Source organism: Ancylobacter crimeensis, assembly GCF_023016805.1.
GTDB classification, from domain to species: Bacteria; Pseudomonadota; Alphaproteobacteria; order Rhizobiales; family Xanthobacteraceae; genus Ancylobacter; species Ancylobacter crimeensis.
Window position 1 is genome coordinate 138150 of record NZ_JALKCH010000009.1, and the last position, 22658, is coordinate 160807.

At 67.1% G+C, this 22658-nt stretch carries 20 protein-coding genes; 9 read left to right on the forward strand and 11 right to left on the reverse strand.

Going from position 1 to position 22658, the window contains the following annotated elements:
* The first annotated feature begins 596 nt into the window (after positions 1-596).
* Complete coding sequence (locus tag MWN34_RS14620) at positions 597-2018, forward strand: NAD(P)H-dependent oxidoreductase (RefSeq protein ID WP_247030044.1); 1422 nt, start codon at positions 597-599, stop codon at positions 2016-2018.
* Between the two features lie 38 nt (positions 2019-2056).
* Here the strand turns inward: MWN34_RS14620 and MWN34_RS14625 are convergent, their stop codons facing one another.
* Positions 2057-2722 (reverse strand): FadR/GntR family transcriptional regulator, encoded by a 666-nt coding sequence (locus tag MWN34_RS14625; protein ID WP_247030045.1) that lies wholly within the window; start codon positions 2720-2722, stop codon positions 2057-2059.
* Between the two features lie 274 nt (positions 2723-2996).
* On the opposite strand from MWN34_RS14625, the gene MWN34_RS14630 reads away from it, so the two are divergent.
* The 7 genes from MWN34_RS14630 (at position 2997) to MWN34_RS14660 (ending at position 10694) form a co-directional block, all read left to right on the forward strand.
* Positions 2997-4007, forward strand: a complete 1011-nt coding sequence (locus tag MWN34_RS14630) for a Bug family tripartite tricarboxylate transporter substrate binding protein (protein ID WP_247030046.1) — start codon at positions 2997-2999, stop codon at positions 4005-4007.
* 114 nt (positions 4008-4121) lie between these two features.
* Entirely contained in the window at positions 4122-4598 is a 477-nt protein-coding gene (locus MWN34_RS14635; protein WP_247030047.1) for a tripartite tricarboxylate transporter TctB family protein, read from the forward strand.
* Between the two features lie 12 nt (positions 4599-4610).
* Positions 4611-6116 carry a tripartite tricarboxylate transporter permease gene (locus MWN34_RS14640; protein ID WP_247030048.1) on the forward strand — a complete coding sequence of 502 codons (1506 nt, stop codon included), beginning with the start codon at positions 4611-4613 and terminating at the stop codon, positions 6114-6116.
* Positions 6117-6127: 11 nt separating this feature from the next.
* Positions 6128-7126, forward strand: coding sequence for a 4-hydroxythreonine-4-phosphate dehydrogenase PdxA (locus MWN34_RS14645; RefSeq protein ID WP_247030049.1), 999 nt, complete (start codon positions 6128-6130; stop codon positions 7124-7126).
* A 36-nt stretch (positions 7127-7162) separates the two neighbouring features.
* Entirely contained in the window at positions 7163-8335 is a 1173-nt protein-coding gene (locus MWN34_RS14650; protein WP_247030050.1) for an L-rhamnonate dehydratase, read from the forward strand.
* 217 nt (positions 8336-8552) lie between these two features.
* A complete protein-coding gene (gene denD / locus MWN34_RS14655; protein WP_247030051.1) occupies positions 8553-9530 on the forward strand; it encodes a D-erythronate dehydrogenase in 978 nt (325 codons plus the stop codon).
* 78 nt (positions 9531-9608) lie between these two features.
* Positions 9609-10694 (forward strand): transporter substrate-binding domain-containing protein, encoded by a 1086-nt coding sequence (locus MWN34_RS14660; RefSeq protein WP_247030052.1) that lies wholly within the window; start codon positions 9609-9611, stop codon positions 10692-10694.
* Positions 10695-10709: 15 nt separating this feature from the next.
* Here MWN34_RS14660 and MWN34_RS14665 read toward each other — a convergent pair whose 3' ends face one another.
* Genes MWN34_RS14665 through MWN34_RS14685 form a run of 5 tightly spaced genes read right to left on the reverse strand, consistent with a single transcriptional unit; the run spans position 10710 to position 16078 of the window.
* On the reverse strand, positions 10710-11024 hold the full coding sequence (locus MWN34_RS14665) for an NIPSNAP family protein (protein ID WP_247030053.1): 315 nt from the start codon (positions 11022-11024) through the stop codon (positions 10710-10712).
* A 13-nt stretch (positions 11025-11037) separates the two neighbouring features.
* Positions 11038-12531 (reverse strand): aldehyde dehydrogenase, encoded by a 1494-nt coding sequence (locus tag MWN34_RS14670; RefSeq protein WP_247030054.1) that lies wholly within the window; start codon positions 12529-12531, stop codon positions 11038-11040.
* 12 nt (positions 12532-12543) lie between these two features.
* Positions 12544-13581 (reverse strand): LLM class flavin-dependent oxidoreductase, encoded by a 1038-nt coding sequence (locus MWN34_RS14675; protein ID WP_247030055.1) that lies wholly within the window; start codon positions 13579-13581, stop codon positions 12544-12546.
* Between the two features lie 48 nt (positions 13582-13629).
* Positions 13630-15462 (reverse strand): alpha/beta fold hydrolase, encoded by a 1833-nt coding sequence (locus MWN34_RS14680; protein WP_247030056.1) that lies wholly within the window; start codon positions 15460-15462, stop codon positions 13630-13632.
* Complete coding sequence (locus MWN34_RS14685) at positions 15455-16078, reverse strand: amino acid synthesis family protein (RefSeq protein ID WP_247030057.1); 624 nt, start codon at positions 16076-16078, stop codon at positions 15455-15457. Before MWN34_RS14685 ends, MWN34_RS14680 begins: the two co-directional genes overlap by 8 nt.
* Before the next feature lie 212 nt (positions 16079-16290).
* On the opposite strand from MWN34_RS14685, the gene MWN34_RS14690 reads away from it, so the two are divergent.
* Entirely contained in the window at positions 16291-16947 is a 657-nt protein-coding gene (locus tag MWN34_RS14690; protein ID WP_247030110.1) for a GntR family transcriptional regulator, read from the forward strand.
* A gap of 96 nt (positions 16948-17043) precedes the next feature.
* Here the strand turns inward: MWN34_RS14690 and rbsK are convergent, their stop codons facing one another.
* From rbsK to MWN34_RS14715, 5 genes are read right to left on the reverse strand one after another with little or no spacing between them, the layout of a single operon-like run.
* A complete protein-coding gene (gene rbsK, locus MWN34_RS14695) occupies positions 17044-17961 on the reverse strand; it encodes a ribokinase (RefSeq protein ID WP_247030058.1) in 918 nt (305 codons plus the stop codon).
* 32 nt (positions 17962-17993) lie between these two features.
* Positions 17994-19064: a DUF4432 family protein gene (locus tag MWN34_RS14700; protein WP_247030059.1), complete on the reverse strand. Its 1071-nt coding sequence runs from the start codon at positions 19062-19064 to the stop codon at positions 17994-17996.
* Positions 19061-20056 (reverse strand): ABC transporter permease, encoded by a 996-nt coding sequence (locus tag MWN34_RS14705; RefSeq protein ID WP_247030060.1) that lies wholly within the window; start codon positions 20054-20056, stop codon positions 19061-19063. The genes MWN34_RS14700 and MWN34_RS14705 overlap by 4 nt, the downstream gene beginning before the upstream one ends.
* Positions 20057-20070: 14 nt before the next feature.
* Positions 20071-21042: an ABC transporter permease gene (locus tag MWN34_RS14710; RefSeq protein WP_247030061.1), complete on the reverse strand. Its 972-nt coding sequence runs from the start codon at positions 21040-21042 to the stop codon at positions 20071-20073.
* A complete protein-coding gene (locus MWN34_RS14715; protein WP_247030062.1) occupies positions 21042-22538 on the reverse strand; it encodes a sugar ABC transporter ATP-binding protein in 1497 nt (498 codons plus the stop codon). Before MWN34_RS14715 ends, MWN34_RS14710 begins: the two co-directional genes overlap by 1 nt.
* Positions 22539-22658 lie beyond the last annotated feature (120 nt).

Sequence of the window (22658 nt, forward strand, 5' to 3'; positions counted from 1 at the left end):
ACGCCGACACCTCCTTCGGAGGCTCCACATGTAACATCAACCGGAGCGGGATCATAAAATTGCATGCAACAATAATCTCACATCGGCCAATCTCGGTCTAGCCCATTGACGAACGCGGAAGATTACATGCAATATGGGAAGATCATAAAGAACGCTGTTTCATCCCCGGCAGCGACGCCCAGGGATAACGTCCATCACAAGAGCCCGTCATGATCAGCTCATGGAGCGTTTGGGATCCTGAAATCCGGAACCCGTTGCGATGGACGCATCTATCCACAATGAGAATAATACTAATAAATCATAGACACTTACATCCCATCCACGCCAACCGCTGATATGGTGATTTCCGACGCCCACCCATAAGTCCGCAGCGCGATACTCGACATTCAAACCTGGTAAATCGCTGCAAAGCACCTTGCTGGATCGGAGATGCAACGAAGTGGGAAAAACCCTATTGCCGGCAATTCCGTGTCGGCTTCTTACTCCGCGATAAATTGCATTCAATTACTCGCGATTTCTGACCAGCACATGGCAATGTCTGCCATCTCTTTTCACCACCCCATCCATCGCCCCTCGGGGGTGATCGGGAGCGCCGCATGAACCTCCATCGCTATTTTGCTGCCGATCGCCCCCCGGTCGAAACCTGCATCGTCGGAACAGGCGGCTTCGGGCGCAGCTTCCTCGCGCAAGGGCTTCGCGTGCCGAAAATGCGTGCGCGTGTCGCCGTGGATCGTGACGCGGAGATCGCGGCGGCAGCGTTCCGCGCGGTCGGGGTGGAGCCACGCCGCATCCGCATCTGCACCAGCGCAGTCGAGGCGCGGGCCGCGTTCGCTGCCGGCGACTTCATTGCCGCCGCCGATCTTTCTCTCGTTCTCGACCTTCCGGTCGAGGTCGTGGTCGAGGCTACCGGCCATCCGGAAGCTGGCGCCCGCCATGCCAGGCTCGCCATCGAAGCCGACCGTCATGTCGCGCTCGTCTCGAAGGAGGTGGACAGCGTGGTCGGGCCTGGCCTCGCCCGGCTTGCCGCCGAACGCGGTCGGGTCGTGACGCCCGTCGACGGCGATCAGCCGAGCCTGCTCATCGGCCTTATCAGCTGGGCCGAGACACTCGGGCTGGAGATCGTCGCGGCGGGAAAGGCGAGCGAGTATGATTTCGTGTTCGACGCGCAGACGGGAGCGCTGAGCAGCAATGGCCGCACCATCCCGGCGCCCGACTTCGCGTCGTGCTGGGCGCTCGGCGATCGCCCGGCGGCGGAGATCGTGCGAGCCCGCGCGGCGGCGGCTGCGGCCCTACCGCAGCGAGCCGTGCCGGATCTGTGCGAGTTGCTGGTCGTCGGCAACGCCACCGGTTTTCACCCCGACCAGCCGGATCTGCATGCTCCGATCGCCCGTATTCCGGAAGTACCCAGCCTGCTGGCGGAGCGCTCGCAAGGCGGCCTGATCGAGGGCACGCGACGCCTCGACGTGTTCCACTGCCTGCGTGCGCCCGACGAGGCGAGCTTTGCCGGCGGCGTCTTCGTGCTGGTGCGCTGCACCGACGGGGAGAGCTGGGACATGCTTTCCGAGAAAGGCCATCCGATCAGCCGCGACGGCTCAACCGCCATGGTCTACCTGCCGCGCCACCTGCTCGGCATCGAGGCCGCGACCAGCGTGTTGGAGGCCGCGCTGCTCGGCGCCTCCAGTGGGGGGATTGCTCCGTGCCCGCATCTTGATCTCATCGCAAGGGCAACCGACGATCTCAGGGCCGGCAGCATGCTTGCCATGGGCGGGCACCACCACACGATCGAAGGCACGCAGGCCGAACTGCTCCCCGGCGCACCGCTCAGTGCACAGACGCCGGCCCCGTTCTACCTCGCCGCCAATTGCCGGCTCGCCCGCGACGTGGCACGCGGGCAGGCCATCACGTTCGGCGATATCGAGATCGCAGCCGGCTCCGAGCTGCTCTCGTTGCGCGTCCAGCAGGACGCCGCGTTCTTCGGAGCGAAGGCGGATGCTTCCCGTGTGGCGGAGGTCCTGTGATGGCCCAGCCGCACGCCGCCGGGACGGATGCCGGGCGCTTAGGCCTCCAGCACCTGCAGGGTGGTTTCGTGCACCCGGGTGATGTGCCGCTCCATCGCGGCAGCGGCCGCATCCGGATCACGCGCGTCGAACGCGCTCACGATGAGGCGATGGTCCTCCACGCTGCGCCCCACCGCGCCCGGCTCCAGCAGGGCCTGACGACGGCAGGTGAGGGCGAAGCCATAGGCCTCGTCGAGGAAATGCGCCAGCAACAAGTTGCGGCCGGCGCGAAAGATGAGCTGATGGAATTCGGCATCCGAAATCAGGAAGCGGATGGGATCCTCGGTCATCTCCGCCTGCGCTTCGACGAGCCTGTGCAGGCGGTACCGCGTATCGGCGTCGATATGTTGCGTCGCCGACCGCACGACAAAAACCTCGATCAGCAAGCGTGCGCGGTAGACATCCTCCGCACCGTAGCGGGAGAGTTCGGCGGCGTCAGGCAATGTGGAACGGCCGAAACCTTCCGTGCCGATGATGCGGGTGCGCGCGCCCTGCGAAATTTCCACCATGCCGATGGCCGCGAGCATCTGCACCGCGCCGCGCACGGTCTCGCGGCTGACGTCGAGCATCTGGGCAATCTCCCGTTCGCTCGGCAATTCGTCGCCGATCTTGAGCAGCCCTGACTGGATCATCCCGGCAAGGCGCTCGGCGATCTGCTCGCGCATGGTGCGCTTGGACAGATGCTGTTTGAGATCCGGCAAGTTCTGAAGCATCCGGCGCGTCCCGATCTGTTCGACGATGCGCCGCCCCTGACGGCCGACCGCCTGCGATACCGACCATCTAGCACATGGTCGCGATGTCATCAGCCTAAGCCATTCATAACCTCTGGTCTACTGGACTGGTGACCGATCCAGTTGACAAGTTGGACGACCCCCGCCACAGTGCCTCACATGACGGCGCAAAGACCGTTGCCTGAGGAAACCATCCAAGGAGATTGCCATGCGTTCCCCGGTCGCGGCGGCTCTTGCCGTCGCTTCGCTCGGTGCCCTCGGCGCCGGATTCACCGCCACGTCCGCATCCGCCGACTGGCAGCCGAACCGCCCCGTCGAATTCGTGGTCGCCTCCGGCCCCGGCGGCGGTACCGACCAGTTCGCCCGCCTCGTTCAATCCATCATCCAGAAGCACGAGCTGATGGCGGTGCCGGTCATCGTCTCGAACAAGGGCGGTGGCGCGGGCTCGGAAGCCTTCGTCTACGGCAAGGGCGCCGATGGCGACCCGACCAAGGTGGTCTTCGGCACCAACAATGAATGGCTGCTGCCGCTCGTGACCAAGATGGGCTACGCCTCCAGCGACCTTCGTCCGGTCGCCAGCATGGCCGTGGACGAGTTCATCCTGTGGACCAACAGCGAGGCGCCGTATCAGACAGCGGCGGAATTCATCGAATCCGCCCGCAAGCAGAATGGCGGCATGAAGGTCGCCGGCAGCCAGTCCAAGGACACCGACCAGATCCTCGTCCGCCGGCTGGAGAAAGCCACGGGCGTGAAGTTCACCTATGTGCCCTTCAAGTCGGGCGGCGAGGCGGCGGTGCAGCTCGCCGGCGCTCATGTCGAGGCCAACACCAACAACCCGCAGGAGAATGTGGGTCAGTGGAAGGCCGGCAAGGTGCGTCCGCTCTGCGTCTTCTCCTCCAAGCGCCTCGCCTACAAGGAGCCGGTCGCCGACGGCAAGTCCTGGGCCGACATCCCGACCTGCGTCGAGGCCGGCATTCCGCTCGATACGTACCAGATGCCGCGTACCGTCTGGCTGCCCAAGGGCACCAGCGATGAGCAGGTCGCCTTCTATGCGGCGGTGATGGACAAGGTCCGCCAGACCCCGGAATGGAAGGATTGGCTGGCGCGCACCTCGCAGAGCGAGGCCTTCGTCACCGGGCCGGCTTTCGCCGATGCGATCAAGCAGGACGAGACCAAGAACCGCGCCCAGTTCGCGGAAGATGGCTGGCTGGTGAACTGACGCCTGTCTCCCGTCACTCCGTCGGCCGGAACGCCCGTTCCCGTATCCTCCTCGCCCGGCGCGGGCCCTTGGTCCGCGTCTTTCTTTTCCCGCATCATCACCGGACGCTCGACCATGCTGGCTCGACGGCGATCGATTGAACTCGGCACCGCGGTAGCGGTCGCCATCTTCGGCGGCATCGTCGCCACCGAAAGTCTCGGCCACGACATCGGCTGGGGCGAGGCGGGGCCCGGCGCGGGCTATTTCCCATTCCGCATCGGCCTTCTGCTGATCGCGGTCAGCACCGGCATCTTCATCCAGTCGCTGCGGATGGACCGGAGCGAAAGCTTCGTATCGGCCACCGAGCTGCGCGCTAGCCTTGCCGTCTTCCTGCCGACCGCGGCGCTGGTCGCACTGATGCCGTGGCTGGGCTGCTACGTCCCCTCCTTCGTCTATCTCGCCTACATGATGCGCCGGCATGGCGATTTCAGCTGGCTGCGCTCGATCGCCCTCGCTGCGGTGGTGATGGCGGTGTTCTTCCTGGTGTTCGAGATCTGGTTCCGCGTGCCACTGGCAAAGGGACCGATCGAGAGCATGCTCGGCATCTATTGAGGATCGCTGGCCATGTCTGATTTCGCCTCGCTCCTCGTCGGCTTCCAGACCGCGCTCAGCACCTATCACGTCGCCCTCATGATCGGCGGCGTGCTTCTGGGCATCCTGGTGGGAGTACTGCCCGGCCTCGGCGCGCCGAACGGCGTCTCGCTGCTGCTGCCGCTCACCTTCTCGATGGACCCGGTGAGCGCGATCATCCTGCTCTCCTCCATGTATTGGGGCGCGCTGTTCGGCGGATCGACCACCTCGATCCTGTTCAACATCCCCGGCGAGCCCTCGTCCGTCGCCACGACCTTCGACGGCTATCCCATGGCGAAGGCGGGCAAGCCGACCGAAGCGCTGGCGACGGCCTTCAGCGCCGCCGGCTTCGGCGCGCTGGTCGGGGTGGTGCTCGTCACGCTGCTGGCCAACTCCATCGCCGGCATCGCACTGCGCTTCTCCTCGCCGGAATATTTCGCCGTCTACCTCCTCGCCTTCTGCAGCTTCATCGGCATGGGCAGCGGCCATCCGCTGAAGACCGCGGCCGCGCTGCTGATCGGGCTGTCGCTGGCGGCGGTCGGCATGGACACGGTGTCGGGCGAAATGCGGCTCACCTTCGGCTACGACCCGCTCGTGAAGGGCGTGACGTTCCTCGTCGCGGTGATCGGACTGTTCGGCATCGGGGAAATCCTGATCACGGTCGAGCAGGGCCTGAAATTCGACGGCATCCACGCCAAGATCGACCTCGCCACCGTCTTCCGCACCATGGCCGGCATGCCGCGCTACTGGCTCGCCCTCGTTCGCTCCACATTGATCGGCTGCTGGATGGGCATCACGCCCGGCGGCCCGACCGCAGCCTCCTTTATGTCCTATGGCGTCGCGCGCCGCTTCTCCCGCAGGCCGGAACGCTTCGGCTCCGGCGAGCCCGAGGGGATCATCTCGCCGGAGGCGGCGGATCACTCCGCCGGCGTCTCGGCGCTGCTGCCCATGCTGGCCCTCGGCGTGCCCGGCTCCGCCACCGCGGCGGTGATGATGGGCGGCCTGATGATCTGGGGCCTCCAGCCCGGTCCGATGCTGTTCACCGAGCAGCACGACTTCGTCTGGGGCCTGATTGCCTCGATGTATCTCGCCAACGTCGTCGCAGTGATCCTGGTGCTCGCCACGGTGCCGTTGTTCTCGGCGATCCTGCGCGTGCCCTTCTCGATCATCGGCCCGCTGATCGTCGTGGTGTGCCTCACCGGCGCGTACACCGTTTCAAACAGCATGTTCGACGTGGTGCTGGCGCTCATCTTCGGCGTCGTCGGCTATGTCTTCAAAAAGCTCGACTATCCGATCGCGCCGCTGGTCCTTGCCATGGTGCTCGGCGACAAGGCCGAGGATGCCTTCCGCCAGTCGATGATCCTGTCGAACGGCTCGCTCGGCATCTTCTGGAGCACGGCCATCGCCGGCACCCTGACCACGCTCGCCTTCGCCCTCGCCCTCTGGCCGCTCCTCTCACGCCTCATCGGCTGGATGAGCGCTCGCCGCGTCCCCGTCTGAAGGAGACTTCCATGAAGCCCCGCCTCGCCATCGTCCTCGGCGATCCCGCCGGCATCGGCCCCGAACTGGTCGCGCGTCTTCTCGGCGATGCGGCGAACCGCGAGCGTGCCGACTTCCTCATCATCGCCGACCGTTCCGAACTCGAAGAGGGCATGCGGATCGCCGGCCAGCGCTTCGACTACACCCTGACCGACAATCCGCGCTCCCGCGACTTTACCTCCGGCACGCCTGTCCTGTGGGACTATCGCGGCGGCGGCGAGGCCCCGTTCGAGCGCGCGGTCTCGACCGCCAATGGCGGACGCTATGCGCTCGACACGCTGCAGAAGGCCATCGAACTCACCGTCGAAGGCGTTACCGACGCCGTGTGTTTCGCGCCGCTGAACAAGCACTCCATGCACATGGCGGGCCTGGCACATCCCGACGAGACCCACTGGTTCGCCGAACTCCTTCAGCCGAATGGTCCGTTCGGCGAGCTGAACACGCTGGATGGCCTCTGGACCAGCCGCGTCACCAGCCATGTGCCGCTGAAGGACGTTTCCGGCCTCATCACCGAGCAGAAGATCCTCGGGGCCATTCGCCTTGCCAGCACCACGCTCGCCAAGGCCGGCATCGCCGAGCCGCGCATCGCGGTGTGCGGCCTCAACCCGCACAATGGCGACAATGGCAGCTTCGGGCGGGAAGAGATCGACGTGATCGGACCCGCGGTCGAAGCCGCCCAGTCACAAGGCTACCCGGTGATCGGCATGTATCCGGCCGACACCATCTTCCTGCGGGCCAAGGATGTCGATGCGATCGTGACCATGTATCACGACCAGGGCCAGATCGCGATGAAGCTCATGGGCTTCTCGCGCGGCGTGACCGTGCATGGCGGCTTTCCGATTCCCATCGCCACCCCGGCTCACGGCACCGCCTTCGACATCTATGGCGAGGGCAAGGCCAATGTCGGCGCCACCCAGGCCGCCTTCAACATCCTCTGCGCGATGGCGCAATCGCGCCGCGACGCTGCCTGAACACCTCCCTGAAACGCCAGCACCCGCGTGTCTGTCATGAAGATCAAGAACGTCCGCACCCGCGTTTTCGAGTGGAAGGGCAAGATCGTCCCTCCCGCGCGCAATTTCTGCACCAACGCCGCCGACCTGCTGTTCGAGCGCGGCGACAACATGGGCAGTTTCCGCTTCCATGGCTGGCTGGTCTGCGAGATCGAGACCGAGGACGGCACGGTCGGCATCGGCAATGCGGCGCTTGCTCCCCGTGTCACCAAGTCGGCGATCGACGAATATTATGCGGCTCTGGTCATCGGCGAGGATCCGTTCGATACCGAATATATCTGGCAGAAGATGTACCGCCGGACCCATGCCTGGGGCCGCAAGGGCATCGGCATGACCGCGATGAGCGCCATCGACATCGCCATCTGGGACTTGATGGGCAAGGAGGTCGGCAAGCCGGTCTTCAAGCTGCTCGGCGGGCGGACCAAAGACAAGATCCGCTGCTATGCCTCGAAGCTCTACGGCCAGCCGCTCGATGCACTGGCACGGGAGGCCCAGTCCTATGTCGACCAGGGCTTCCAGTCCGTGAAGATGCGCTTCGGCTGGGGTCCGCAGGACGGGCCCGAGGGCATGAAGAAGAACCTGGAGCTGGTGCGCACCGTGCGCGACGTAATCGGCCCCGACCGCGATCTCATGTGCGAATGCTACATGGGCTGGACCTTCGAATATGCCAAGCGGATGCTCCGCCTGCTGGAACCCTTCAACATCCGCTGGCTCGAGGAGCCGGTGATCGCCGACGACATCGAGGGCTACAAGGAGCTGCGGAAGCTTGGCGTGCTGCCGATCTCGGGCGGCGAGCACGAGTTCACGCTGGCCGGATTCCAGCAGCTCGTCGACCAGCGTGCCGTCGACGTCATCCAGTACGACACCAACCGGGTCGGCGGCCTCACCGCGGCGCGCAAGATCAATGCGCTGGCGGAAGCCTATTCAATCCCGATCATCCCGCATGCCGGCCAGATGCACAACTATCATCTCACCATGTCGACACTGGCCTCGCCGATGGCCGAGTTCTTCCCCGTGCACGACGTCGAGGTCGGCAACGAGCTCTTCTATTACATCTTCAAGGGCGATCCGCAGCCGGAGAACGGCTTCCTCCAGCTCGACGACGACCTGCCGGGTCTCGGGATCGAACTGTCCGACGAGTATCTGAAGGACTTCAACATCATCGAGTGACGCCACCGTTCGGGCGCGCCCTCGACGGCGCACCCGGATCCACAAGAGGGAAACGAGGTCGGCCTTGCGCTCGCCATCGAGAGGGTGCGGCCGTTCCTCATGGCGCCGCGCATCGTGCTTGCGCTTCTCACCCTGTTCCCGCAGAGCGTGCTGGTTCCGGCGCGCTTCCTCACGGACCCGAACGTTCACCCCGCCCCCACATCTGGAGCCATCCGCGATGAAGATCCTCATCCTCGGCGCCGCCGGCATGATCGGGCGCAAGCTGCTCGATCATCTCGCAGAGCAAGGCACGATCAGCGGCGTGCCCATCACGGGTGCCGTGCTGCACGATGTGGTGGAAACGACGCCGCCGGCAGCTATGCCCTTCCCCGTCGAGGTGCTGGCGAGCGATTACGCGGCCCCCGGCGGTGGCGAGCGCCTGATAGCGACCCGACCCGACATCATCTTTCACCTCGCCTCCATCGTCTCTGGCGAGGCCGAAGCGCGCTTCGAGGAGGGCTACCGGATCAATCTCGACGGTACGCGTGCGCTGTACGAAGCGATCCGGGCCGTGCCGGGCTATGTGCCGCGCCTTGTCTATACGTCCTCGCTCGCGGTATTCGGGGCGCCTTTCCCGGAGGTGGTGGACGACGACTATCTCACCGCGCCGGCCTCCAGCTACGGCGTGCAGAAGGTCATCGCCGAGCTGCTGCTGGCCGATTACAGCCGCAAGGGATTTCTGGACGGCGTGGCGATCCGGCTGCCGACGATCTGCGTGCGGCCCGGCCGCCCGAATGCCGCGCTGTCCGGCTTCATCTCCGGCATCATCCGCGAGCCGCTGAACGGGCTTGAGGCGGATCTGCCGGTCGACGACGATCTGCGGGTCTGGATCGCCTCGCCCCGCGCGGCGGTGGGCTACCTCGTCCATGCCGCGAGCCTCGATACGGCGCCGCTCGGCGCCCGACGCAGCCTCAACATGCCGGGCGTGTCGGTGACGATCGGCGACGAGATCGAGGCGCTGCGCCGCCGGGCGGGGGATGCTGCCGTCAACCTGATCCGGCGCCGGCCCGATCCTGCGGTCGCCCGCGTCGTCGGCGGATGGCCGCGGAACTTCACCGCGGCGCGCGCCCATGCGCTGGGCTTTGCCGGAGACCGGGATTTCGAAGCCATTCTCGACGCCTATATCGAGGATGATTTCCGGCCGGCCGGTGCCTGACGCCGCCGGCTGTTGATCCCCGCACTGCAGCACAGGACATCGCTTGCCTCGCCATGCGGTAATGGCAGGATGCGGCGCATGCGTCTCGTAGCCCTCATCCTTGCTCTGTTCGCCCTCACCCTCCCGCTCCACGCCGAGGACGCGCCCGCGGTCCCGGCACCGCCGGGCCGCACGCTCGTGGTGGCGACCAAGGAGGCACCGCCCTTCGCGATGAAGGGCAAGGACGGCACCTGGAGCGGCATCAGCATCGATCTGTGGAAGCGCATCGCCGGCCAGCTCAACCTCGACTATCGGCTGGTCGAGGAGCCGACCGTCAAGGCGCTGATTGATCAGACGGCGGCCGGGACATATGACGCGGCCGTCGCGGCGATCACCATCACCTCTCCGCGGGCGCGGATCGTCGATTTCAGCCAGCCCTTCTACGCGACCGGGCTCGGCATCGCCGTGCCGCTGGCCGCGCCCTCGATGTGGGAACTGCTGGTCCACACCCTGGTCTCGTTCGGCTTCCTGCAGGCGGTTGGCGCGCTGATCGGTCTCGCGCTGCTCGTCGGAGTGCTGGTCTGGCTGTTCGAACGCAACCGCAACGATCATTTCAAGGGTGCGGCCGGGAAAGGAATCGGCGCCGGCATCTGGTGGTCCGCCGAAGCGATGACCCAGGCCAGCACCGGCCACGTCGCCCCCACCACAATGGCCGGCCGGGCCGTCGCGATCGTGTGGATGGTGGTCTCGGTCATCGCGCTCGCGGTGTTCACCGCCGGCGTCACCTCCGCGCTCACCACGCGCCAACTGCAGGGACTGGTGAACAGCGCCGCCGACCTCTCCCGCGTGCGGGTGGGAGCGGTGAACGGCTCGGCCACGGTCGAATACCTCACCGCCGAGCGCATTCGCTTCCAGGGCTTCGCCACGGCGCAGGACGGGCTGAAAGCGATGCAGGACAAGCGGATCGACGCGTTCGTCTATGACAAGCCCTTGCTGGCCTGGATCGTGCTGCAGCAGTTTTCCACCTCGGCCGACATGCTCGACGTGGTTTTCGATCCGCAGAATTACGGCATCGCGCTGCCACTGGGCAGCCCGCTGCGCCGCGACGTCGACATCGCCCTGCTCGACGCGACCCACTCCGACTGGTGGAAGACGACCCTGTTCCGATATCTCGGCGAAAGATGACGGCAGCCCCGCCCGTCAGGCGAGCGGGGAGAACGCCGTCGGCAGCAGGATCTTGTTCTCCATCGTCTCGATCAGCGCCTGGATCTTCGGCAGGAAGGCAAGCCAGGCCGGATCGGCGTTCAGCGCCGCCCGGCGTTCGGCACGGTCATCGAGGCCGGAATAGGCCCAGATGTGGACGATCTCGTTGAGCGATCCGATATCCGAGAAGAAATAGCCGACAAGCTGGCCGAGATGGCCCTTCTGGATGGCGATGCCCTCCTCCGCGACGAGCTTGACATAGGTCGGCACGGTTCCGGTCTTCAGCCGGTAGGTACGCATCTCGTAGATCATCGGTCCTGCCTGTTCAGCGCATCACGAAGGGATCGGCGATCGGCTCGTCCGAGGTGCGGATCCAGACCGACTTTGTGCGGGTGTAGTCGCGGATCGATTCGAGCCCGCCCTCACGCCCGAGGCCGGATTCGCCATAGCCGCCAAACGGCACGATGGGCGAGACCGCGCGATAGGTGTTCACCCACACGATGCCGGCCCGCAGGCGCCGGATCAGCCGGTGGGCACGGGTGAGGTCGCGGGTGAACACACCCGAGGCAAGCCCGAACCGGCTGTCATTGGCCTTCACCACCGCATCCGCTTCATCGGTGAAAGGCATGACGCTGAGTACCGGGCCGAACAGTTCCTCCGCCGCGCAAGGCAGCTCATTGCCGGCGCAGGCGAGAATGGTGGGGGCGTAATAGCTGCCGGCCGCCAGCCCCTCGGCCAGCTTCTCGGGTCGTCGGCCGCCGGTCACCAGCCGCGCGCCGGCTTCGATGCTGGCGGCCACCACCGTTTCGATATGCGCAAGCTGGCGCTGCGTCGCGAGCGGACCCATTTCGCTTGCCGGATCCTGCGGATCGCCGATGCGGATGCGCTCGGCCTTGTCCTTGAGCACACCGAGCAACGCCTTGTGCACGCCCTTCTGGACCAGCAGCCGCGAACCGGCGACGCAGCTCTGCCCCGAGGCTGCGAAGATACCCGCGACGATGGCGTTCGCGGCACTCTCGAGATCGGCGTCGTCGAACACCAGCACCGGCGACTTGCCGCCCAGTTCCAGCGTTGTGAAAGCGAGATTCTCGGCGGTGTTGCGCACCACGTGACGCGCGGTCGACGGGCCCCCGGTGAAGGCGACGCGGGCGACCAGCGGATGGGCGGTGAGCGTGCGCCCGCACTTCTCGCCGAAGCCGGTGACAATGTTGACGACGCCGGGCGGAAAGCCAGCTTCACGCACCAGCCGGGCGAAGGCCAGCAAGGGTGCCGGCCCGTCCTCGGAGGCCTTCAGCACCACGGTGCAACCCGCCGCCAGCGCCGGACCGAGCTTTACCGCCGAGAGGAAAAGCTGCGAATTCCACGGCACCACCGCCGCCACCACGCCGATCGGCTCGCGGCGCAGCCAGGCTTCCATGTCCGGCTTGTCGACGGGCAGGTGCGCGCCTTCGACCTTATCCGCCAGGCCGCCGAAATACCGATAATATTCCGCGACATAGCCGATCTGCGCGCGGGTTTCCCGGATGATCTTGCCGGTGTCGCGGGTCTCCAGCTCGGCCAGTTCCTGCGCATGCGCGGCGACGAGGTCGCCGAGCCGGATCAGCAGCTTGCCGCGCGCGGTCGCGGTAAGCCCTGCCCAGGCCGGGTCGCCGAAGGCCCGGTGCGCCGCCTGCACCGCCCGCTCGACATCGTGCACGCCGGCCGCCGGCATCCGTGCCCAGGGCGCGCCGGTGGAGGGGTCGATACTCTCGAAACGGCCTTCCCCTTCGACGAAGGCGCCGTCGATATAGAGCCGGAAATCGTCGCGCAGCGTTGCCATGCTCCCCTCCCTTCAGCCGAAGGCCGGCATGACGTGACGGATGAAGAGGTCGAGCGCCTTCTTCTTGCGCGCATGGTCGCGCCCGCCGTCGATCCACAGCGAGAACTGGTCGAAGCCCAGCGCCTCATAGCCCTTCAGCCGCGCGATCACCTCGTCCGGCTGGCCGATGACGAGATTGCGCCGGATCACCTCTGGAGCACAGTTCGGCAGCGCCGCGCGCTCGTCCGGCGTGAGCGGGTCCATGATCGCCTGCCGGATCGGCCGCTTATTGGCGAACCACGCGCCGAACATGGCGTAGAAATAGGACAGCTCGTCGGTGATCGCCTCGGCCTCGGCCTCGCTGTCGGCGACATAGGCGTGCTGGAGCAGCATGATCTGCGGACGCGGGATCTCGGGATGACCGGCGACCGCCGCATCGAAACGCGCCATCAGGTTCACCACCTCGCCGTCGCCGGCCGCGAGCGGCGTCACCTGCACGTTGCAGCCCTGGGCCACCGCGAAATCGTGGCTCGCCGGATCGCGCGCCGCCACCCAGATCGGCACGCCCCCTTTCTGCACCGGCTTGGGCGAAGCGGTGGAGACGGGGAACGACCAGAATGCGCCCTCATGGGCATAGTCGCCCTCCCACAACCGCTTCAGCGCCGGAATGATCTCGCGCATGCGCTGACCGGCCTGTAGCGCATCGAGGCCGGGCAGCATGCGCTCATATTCGAACACATAGGCCCCGCGCGCGATGCCGAGATCGAGCCGGCCATTGGAGGCGACGTCCGTCATCGCCGCCTCGCCGGCGAGCCGCAGCGGATGCCAGAACGGCGCCACCACATTGCCGGTGCCGAGCCGGATGCGCGAGGTGCGGGCGGCAAGATGCGCGAGCTGGATGAAGGGATTCGGCGCGATGGTGAACTCCATCGCGTGATGCTCGCCGATCCACACCGTCTCGAAGCCGCCGTCCTCCGCCATCAGCGCCAGCTCTTCCAGTTCGTCGAACAGTCGCCGGTGCGGGATGGCCGGATCGGCGCGCTCCATATGGACGAAGAGCGAGAATTTCATCAGTCGCAATCCTGTCGTGTCGCGCCGGGAAGAGATTGAGAGGCGTCGTCAGCGCATCCGCCCGACCGGGTGGATGGTGCCGCGCTCGGTGTCGCCGACATAAAGGCCGAAGGCGTCCTCGCTGCGCTCGCGCACATAGCGCCCCAGCATGGAGCGCACCGCCTCGTCCGGCAGGCGGGACCAGGGTATGGCGTCGAACGTCACCAGCCGCGCCCCGCAACCCGCCGCGGGCTCGCCTTCGAGCACGCCGCGATAATAGATCGACACCGCGCCGTGCCCGGCATTCGGGGTCTCGAACACCGCGAACAGGAAGTCGAGCCGCGCGGGCGCGCCGAGGCGGTCCAGCGCGGCACGCAGACTGCGGGGATTGTCCTGCGGCTCCAGCCGGCTGCCGGTCGGCAGATCGAACAGGCCGCCCGCGTTCTCGACCAGCAGCACGGCCCCGTTCCGCTCCAGGATCGCGCCGACCTTGGCCGGCTCGTCGCGCGCGGCGACCACCTCCTGCGACAGGGCGAGATCGACATAGGCGCCGCGGCAATAGCCGAGAGGCGCCGCCGCGCTCGCGCCGAAGCCCGCCACCTCACCGATCAGGATGACATGGTCGCCGGCCTCGACAATGCTGTGCCGGCGGCAGTCGAACCAGGCGGCCGCGCCGTCGATCACGGGGCTGCCGGCGGGGCCTTCATGCCAGCGGCTCTGGGCGAATTTGTCCGGCTGCTTGGAAGCGAACAGCGCGGAGACGTCCCGCTGCACCGCAGACAGCACGCTGACCGCGAAATGCCCGGCGGCGGTGAAGGTCTCGAAGCTCGACGCGGTCCTGGCGAGGCAGACCAGCACCAGCGGCGGATCGAGCGAGACGGAGGAAAAGGAGTTCGCGGTGAAGCCGCGCGGCTCGCCGTCGGCCTGCCGGGTCGTGACGACCGTGACGCCGGTGAGGAAGGAACCCAGCGCCTGCCGGAAGGCACGGGTGTCGAAGGCGGCGATCAGCGCCGCCGCCCGTTCCCCCGAAGCCCCGCTGAGCCCGTCGAGGAATCGCACCAGCCGGCCGGTCACCTCGTCCGGCGCGGTGAGGTTCATCATGTGGCGGGCGCCGGCGATCACCTCGCAGCGCCCTTGCGGCGCGATCGCGGCCATCGCCGCCGACATCGCCGGCGTCGAGTTCGGATCGTCCTCGGCGGTCAGGAACAGCGCCGGGACGGCAAGGCTAGACAGACGCTCGCCATGGGCGTCGTCGGAGGTCGCGAACAGGCGATAGGTCCGGGCATAGCCGACCGGATCGCCGGCTGCGAGCAGGCGGCGGACCTGCGCGGCGGCAGCGTCGAGCGAAGCGGGAACCGGCTCGCCGAACCAGCGGGCAATGGCAGCATCATGGGAGGCGGTGCGAGAGGCAGCCTGCGCCTGCGCATTCTCTGCCGCCAGCGCATCGGCACGGGCGAGCACGGCGTCGCGCTGTTCCTGCGTGCGGCAGAACACGGCGTTCAGCGCAGCAACGCCGAGGACGCGGGCCGGATAAGCAAGCGCCGTCTCCAGCGCCACCAGCGCGCCCATGGAATGGCCGATCACCGCGGCCGCCGGCAAGCCAAGCGCGTCGAGCACCGCGATCACCTGATCCGCATAGTCCGAAAGCCGGGCATCCGTCGCCGGCAGGCTGGAACCTCCATGGCCCAGCATGTCGATGGCGATGACGTCGAAGCGGGTCCTGAGCGCCGCGATCTGTGGCTCCCACGCCTCGCCCGCCATGCCGACGCCGTGGATCAGCACCACCGGCAAGCCCGCGCCGGCACGGCGGAAACGGGTATGAACCGGGGCGCCATCGCGACCGCCATGCACCACCAGACCGGCCCCGGCGAGATGGGGCACGCTCTCCGCCGGCTCAGCCATGTGAAACCTCGGAACCTTGTGCCGCATCGAGACCCTGGGTGCTGCCGAGTTCCTCGAGGTCCTGGTAGCGGTCGCCGATGCGGTGGTGCGGCCGTCCGCCGATGGAAGCGCCGAGCGCGACCACGATCTCGTCCGGCGCCGGGGCATCGAGGATCGAGAACTGGATGGTGAGGTAGTGCGAGCGCCGGCCCTCGTCGAGCTTGTCCATCAGTGGAATCACGATCGGGCAATCCGGGCCGCCGCGGGTGTTGGTGAAGGCGAGGTAGCTCCTGGCGCCGACCGCCTTGCGATAGTGGTTGCCGAAGCGCAGCGTGTGGATCAGCGCCGAGGCATGCTCGACCTCGCCGGAAGTCCCGACCACCGCCGCCTTGCCATAGGCTTCCACCGCCTCGCCCGAACCGGCGAGATTCAGGATCTCCTGCGTCAGCTCGGCACCGAGCCGTGGTGCCACGGCATGGATCTCCGGCTTCAGGTCCTCGACGAAGCCGCGTCCGGCCCAAGGGTTCTTCAGCACCGCGGCAGCCGCGAACAGGCGCAGCGGCGTCGGCGCGGGGCGGCCACCCTCAATGAACGTCGTCTCGGTGTAGGTGACGACCTTGCGAAGCTGAAGCGACATGTCCGTTCCGTCCGGGCGGGAGACCCCACTGGGCCATCGAGTAATATTATGATAAGATGGTATACCATAAGAGACTGCCGTCAATTGCTTTGAATCGGCATCGGGTCCAAACGTTCGGGGGAGGGAAAGCGATGTCGGTGATGGAGACGAGGAACCCGCCTGCACCCGCAGCCGCATCGGCGCTGGAAGTAGCTCGGGAATCGGCGGCAGAAATGAAGGTCGAGCGCAGCGTCACCACGCTGCGCGCGCTCACGCTGGAGAAGATGCGCGACGCCATTCTCGATTTCCGCTTCAAGCCCGGCGAACGCCTTGTGGAGCGGACACTGTGCGAAAGGCTCGGAGTCAGCCGCAGCGTGGTGCGCGAGGTGCTGCGCCATCTGGAAGCGGAGGGGCTGGTCGAGACCATTCCTCAGCACGGCCCCGCCGTCGCCCGGCCGAATGCCGCGCAGGCCGCCCAGATCTACGAGATCCGCGCCCTTCTGGAAGGCGAGGCTGCCCATGCCTGCGCCGGCCGGGCAACGGTGCAGGACCTCGCGGAACTAGACGCCGCCATCGACCGGATCGACGCGGCCTTCCGCTCGCTCGGCGCGCGGATGGTGCTGAAGGCGACCACGGATTTCTACGAAGGACTGTTCCGGGTCGCCGGCAAGCCGGTGGCGTGGGAGGTGGTGCGCTCGCTCAATGCCCGCATCAACCATCTGCGCGGCATGACCATCGCGACACCCGACCGCCATGCCGCCGCCATCGGCGAGATGCGCGACCTCGTCGGCGCCATCCGCGCGGGTGACGCGGACGCGGCGCGCGCGCAGGCGCGAAGGCATGTGGACGTCGTTGCCCGCCTCGCCGGCGACGTTCTCCGGACGCTGTAATCCGCGGCCATCGGAACGGCCCACAGGATAGGCGTGTCTGAACACCGCTCAGGCATCGGCGACCAGACAGGCATCTGAAGCCCGCGTTCGGCCCGCTCAGCCCGGAAAGCGCGAGCGGAATTCGGCGGCGGTGGCGTAGGAGCGCTGGGTGCCGCGGCGGGTGATGGAATCGGCCGCATATCTGCCGGCCTCGCCCAGCGCCTCGGGCACCGGCAGGCCGCTCGTGACGAAATGCGCGAAGGCGCCGATGAAGGCGTCCCCCGCCCCGGTGGTGTCGACCGGCTCGACCTTCACCGGCTCGATGCGGCGGACCTCCCCGTCCGTCACCAGCAGCGCTCCGCGCCCGCCCATGGTCACGATCACCGTGCCGATACCCCGCCCGACCAGAGCCTTGGCGGCCGCCTCGGCCTGCGCCTCGCTCTCCACCTGCAGGCCGGTGAGGGTGGCGAGCTCGGTTTCGTTGGGGGTAAGGAAGGCGAGGTCGGCGAGCTGCGCGACATCGAGGTCCGGCAGCGCGGGGGCCGGCACCAGCAGGGTCGGCACGCCCCATTCCCGTGCCCGGCGCACCGTGTGGTAGACCGTTTCCACCGGTATCTCGAGCTGCATCAGGATCAGCGCGCAGCCCCGGATGAGATCAGCGGCGGCGTCCACGTCGGCGGGCGAGAGCGCTGCATTGGCGCCCTTGACGATGAGGATCGAATTCTCGCCCGACGGCTCGACGAAGATCGGAGCCACCCCGGACGGCAGGCCCGGCGTGCGGATGACATGGGCGACGTCGATGCCGTTGCGCTGGAAATTGGCGAGGGTGGCATCGGCGAAGGTGTCGTCCCCCACGCGGGTGACCATCGCCACCTTTGAGCCGAGACGGGCTGCGGCGATCGCCTGATTGGCGCCCTTGCCGCCGTGGCCCATCTCGAAGCTCGGCGCTTCCACCGTCTCGCCGCGCAGCGGCATGTGGTCCACATAGGTGATGAGGTCCATCATGTTGGACCCGACGACGGCGATCTTCGACATCCCGTTTTCTCCCCTTCGCCCCTGTTCCGGGTTCAGTTGCCGCCCGCCAGCGCCGCGCATTCGGCCGCATCGAGATGGCCGAGCTCCACGAAAAAACGCGAGCACGCCCCGGCCGGCAGGCGGATGACGTTGCCCTTGGCCTTCTCGGCGGCGTAGCCCTCCGGCTCGCAGGTCGAGGGCAGCGCGAAGGCGCAGACCGACTGGTCGTGGCCGGCGAGGATCCAGCGCACCGTGTGCGGGAACGCGGCCGGCCGGTAGCGCGCGAGGAAAGCGTCGCCCTCCGGCCGGCGCAGCATCAGCGTGGTCGCCCCCTCATCGTCGGTGGCGAGGCCGTGCAGGTAGAACACCTGCTCGGGATCATAGCCGTCCGCCCGGCGGACGATGCGGGCGCCCGAAGGGTCGGCGGCGAGGGCCGCGATGCGGGCGAGATAGTCCGGGTTCGGCGTCACATGGGCCGGCACCGCGCGCCGCACCTGGGTGTGCGCGGCATCGAAGGGCGCCGGCTGAAGGATCTCGCCGCCCTCGACGAAAGCGTAGTTCACATGCGCCATGTACATCAGGTCCATGTCGTCGCCGGCGGAGAGATTCTCCACCTCGATTCCCATGTCGAAACGGGCCAAGCCGGCGTAGAGCGTCACGCTGGGGCGCGCCATGTAGTGGGCCCCGAAGCCCATGGCGTATTCGTAAGTCCCGAACAGGCGCAGATAGGGCCCGCGCCCGTCCGTTCCCGCCTCGATGCCGGCGGAATCCATCGCCGCGCAGGGCATTTCGCCATGGGCCGGGTGGGTGTCTGTCGGCCCCGGCACGCCGTTGCGCAGCAGGCCGGAATGGAAGGCGAAGCACCCATAGGTTTCGGCGATGGTGCGCACCTTGCGCGGCGCCTTGAAGATGCTCTGCATGGTGAGGTCGACGCCGTCGAAGGCCGCCGACCAGATCATCTGGCCGAGAAAAGGCAGCACCACCAGCGCGCCGCGCTCATTGGCGAGGCGCACCGCCTCGACACCGGTGGGATAGCGCCACAGCGTGGCGGTGAGGCCCTCATGCTCGACGAAGAGGGTCTCGCTCTCGCCGAAGGCGCGCGGGTCGAGATGGATGAGGGTCATTCGCGGTTCCTGAAGGCGTTCAGCACCATGACGAGCAGCAGGAAGCCGCCCCAGATGAAGTCGATGAGGTGGTTGGAGAACCGCATCATCTGGAAGCCGGAGGCCAGCAGCATCAGGGCGATCACCGCGATCGCGATGCCAAGCACGGTGCCGCGCCCGCCCGCCGGATTGGTGCCGCCGAGCACGCAGATGAGCACCGCCTGCAGCAGATACGAGTTTCCGTAGTCGGACTTCGCCGCATTGGTGCGGCCGGAGAGCACGATGCCGGCCAGCGCCGCCAGCGTGCCGCTGAGCATGTAGGACCAGAGCACCATCCGCTCGGTCTTCAGCCCGGCGAACACCGCGGCGCGCGGATTGGTGCCGATGAGGAAGAGGTTGAGGCCGAAGGGCGTCTTCGTCAGCATCACCGCGATCAGCACCGCCACTGCGAGGAACAGCAGCAGCGGCACCGCGATTCCGAACAGCTTGCCGTTTCCGATCAGTCCCCAATAGGCCGGGAAGCCGACGATGGCGGGGCCGCCGGTCAGCACCATGCACAGGCCGGTGAACATCTGCCCGGTGCCGAGCGTGGCGAGGATGGGCGTGATCCGCCCTTTCGCGATCAGCAGCCCGTTCAGCGTGCCGGCGATCAGCCCGACCCCCAGCGCCAGCATCACGCCCGCCGCGACGCGGGCGATCTCCCCCGCCATGCCGGCAGACGGGTCGCCGGGATAGATGCGGGTGAAGAACACCCCGGCGAGGATGCCGGCAAGATTGGCGATGCCGATCACCGAGAGGTCGATACCGCCGGTGAGCATGGCCAGCATCATCGCGATGGCGACGATGCCGAGCTCGGGAAAGATGAAGCTGATGGACTCGAAATTGTAGTAGCGCAGGAACTTGTTGGGCTCCAGCCAGCTCATCAGCGCGAAGATCAGCGCGGTGATGACCAGAAGCTGGAGGATGTTGTTGTCGCGGCTGATGAAGCGCGAGAGGTCGAGACGCTTGTCCATGGTGTCCTTCCCCCTCATGCCGCGGCCTTGCGGTCGCGCCAGGCGGTGAGCGCGGTCGCGAGCACGATGACGCAGCCGACCACCACGCCCTGCCAGGTGTTGTCGATGCGCATGATGATGAGGCTGTTCTTGATGAGCACCAGCAGGAACACGCCGAGCACGGTGCCCAGCACCGAGCCGCGCCCGCCGAAGATGGACGCCCCGCCCAGCACCACCGCCGCGATCACGTCCAGCTCGTAGCCGACGAAATCGCGCGGATTGGCGAGCCAGATCATCGAGGAATGCAGCAGCCCGGCGAAGCCCGCCAGCGCGCCGGCGAGGCCATAGGCGACATAGACCGTGCGCCGCGTGTTGAAGCCGACGCGCTTGGCCGATTCCGCGTCGTCGCCATAGGCGAAGATGGAGCGCCCCGTCATGGTGCGGGTGAGGAACAGCCATACCAGCACGGCGAGCCCGAGATAGACGAACACCATCGCGGAAAGCTTCGCCCCGCCGATGTCGAGGCTGGAACGGCCGAAGGCGATGAGGGCCGGCGGCATGCGGTCGATATTGACGATCGAGGTGCCGACAAGGCCGAGCAGCAGCCCGCGCACCACCGAGGCCGAGCCCAGCGTGACGATCAGCGGGATCATGCGGAAGGTGGAAATGAAGACCGCGTTGAACAGCCCGCACACCAGCCCGATCAGCGTCGCGCCGATGAAGGGCAGCACGACGCCCTGATAGCCGGTGGCCTCCATGGCGAGCACGGTGAGATACATCGCCGCCGCCGCGAAGGCTGGAAACGACACGTCGATGCCGCCCGAGATCATCACGGTGAGCACGCTCAGCGCCATGATGCCGATGATGACGTTGGCGCGCAGCAGGTTGAACAGGTTGTCGGCCTGCCAGAATGCGGGGTTGATCGCGCCGATCAGCACCATGATCAGGACGACGATGACGAAGACCGCCGTTTCCGAGCGGCGCAGGAGTGTCTTGAGGCGATCCATCAGCGCAGCGTCTTCAGGCGGGTGTGGATGTCGTCCTCCTCGAGGCCGCGCGGGTCGAGATCGGCCTCGATCGCGCCGCGATGCATCAGGAGGATGCGGTTGCAGTTCTGCAGCAGTTCCGGCACGTCGTCGGAGATCATCAGCACGGCGAGCCCGTCCTTCACCGCGAGGTCGCGGATGCGGCGGTGGATCTCGGCCTTGGAGCCGATGTCGACGCCCACCGTCGGCCCGTTCAGGATCAGCACCCGCGGGCCGGTCAGCAGCCAGCGGCCGATGATGACGCGCTGCTGGTTGCCGCCCGACAGCTTGCCGACCTGCTTGTCGACATCCGTGGTCGCGATGCGCATGTCGGCGACGGTGCGCTCGGCGAGCGCGGTCGCCTCGCCGTCAGAGAGGAAGGGGCCGTGCGTCACCCGGTCGATGGCGCTGGCCACCATGTTGCGGGCGATGGACTGGGTCATGAACAGGCCTTCGGAGAGGCGGTCCTCCGGCACATAGGCGATGCCGGCCTCGACCGCCTGCTGCACGGTTTCCAGCTTCAGCGGCGCGCCGTCCATCCGCACCTCGCCGCGATGACCGGGCTCCATGCCGAACAGGGCGAGCGCGAGTTCGGTGCGCCCGGAGCCGAGCAGGCCGGACAAGCCGACGATCTCGCCGGCGCGCAGATCGAAGGAGACGTCGTGCACACGTTCGCCGACGCCGAGCGCGCGCACCGACAGGCGCGGTTCGGCCGCGATGTCGCCGGACCAGACATAGCGCTCCTGCCCGATGTCCTGCCCGGTCATGGCGCGGGTAATGCGGCCTTCGGTGAATTCGGCGGTCGGGCCTTCCTCGACCTTGCGGCCGTTGCGGAACACGCAGATGCGCTCGGAGATCTCCAGCATTTCCCGCATCTTGTGGCTGACGAACAGCACCGCGATGCCCTTGGCCTTGATCTCGCGGACGATGGCGAAGAGCCGCTCGACCTCGCGACCGGTGAGCGCGGTGGTCGGCTCGTCCATGATCAGCAGGCGGGTGCGGCTCATCAAAGCGCGGGCGATGGCGACGATCTGCCGGTCGGCAGTGGAGAGCGAGCCGACGCGGGCGTCGAGGTCCATCGTCACATCCAGCCGGGCCAGCGCCTCGGCGCCGAGGCGCTGGCATTCGGCGGGAGCGACGAGGCGGCGGTTCTCGCTCAGCAGCCGGCCCATGGCGAGGTTCTCGGCCACGGTCAGGCTCGGGAACAGCGAGAAATCCTGATAGATCACCTGCACCCCGGCGGCGATGGCCGCGCGCGGCGAGAAGCCGGAGACCGGCGCGCCGTCGATCAGCAATTCGCCCTCGTCATAGGCATAGACGCCCGAGACGATCTTGATGAGCGTCGACTTGCCCGAGCCGTTCTCACCGGCGAGGCACAGGATCTCGGCCGGCGCGATGCGGAAGTCGATCGCGTCCAGCGCCGTCATGCCGGGAAAGCGCTTGGTGACGCCGCGCAGTTCGATCAGGGGTTCGGCCATGGGATGGGCTTCGTGAAAGGGATGGAGACGGCAAGGGAGATAAGGAGCCGATGGACGTCCGCCCCTTCTTCCTCTCCCCGCATCGAACGCGACCGTTGCCGTGCTCGATCTTTTGGAAAG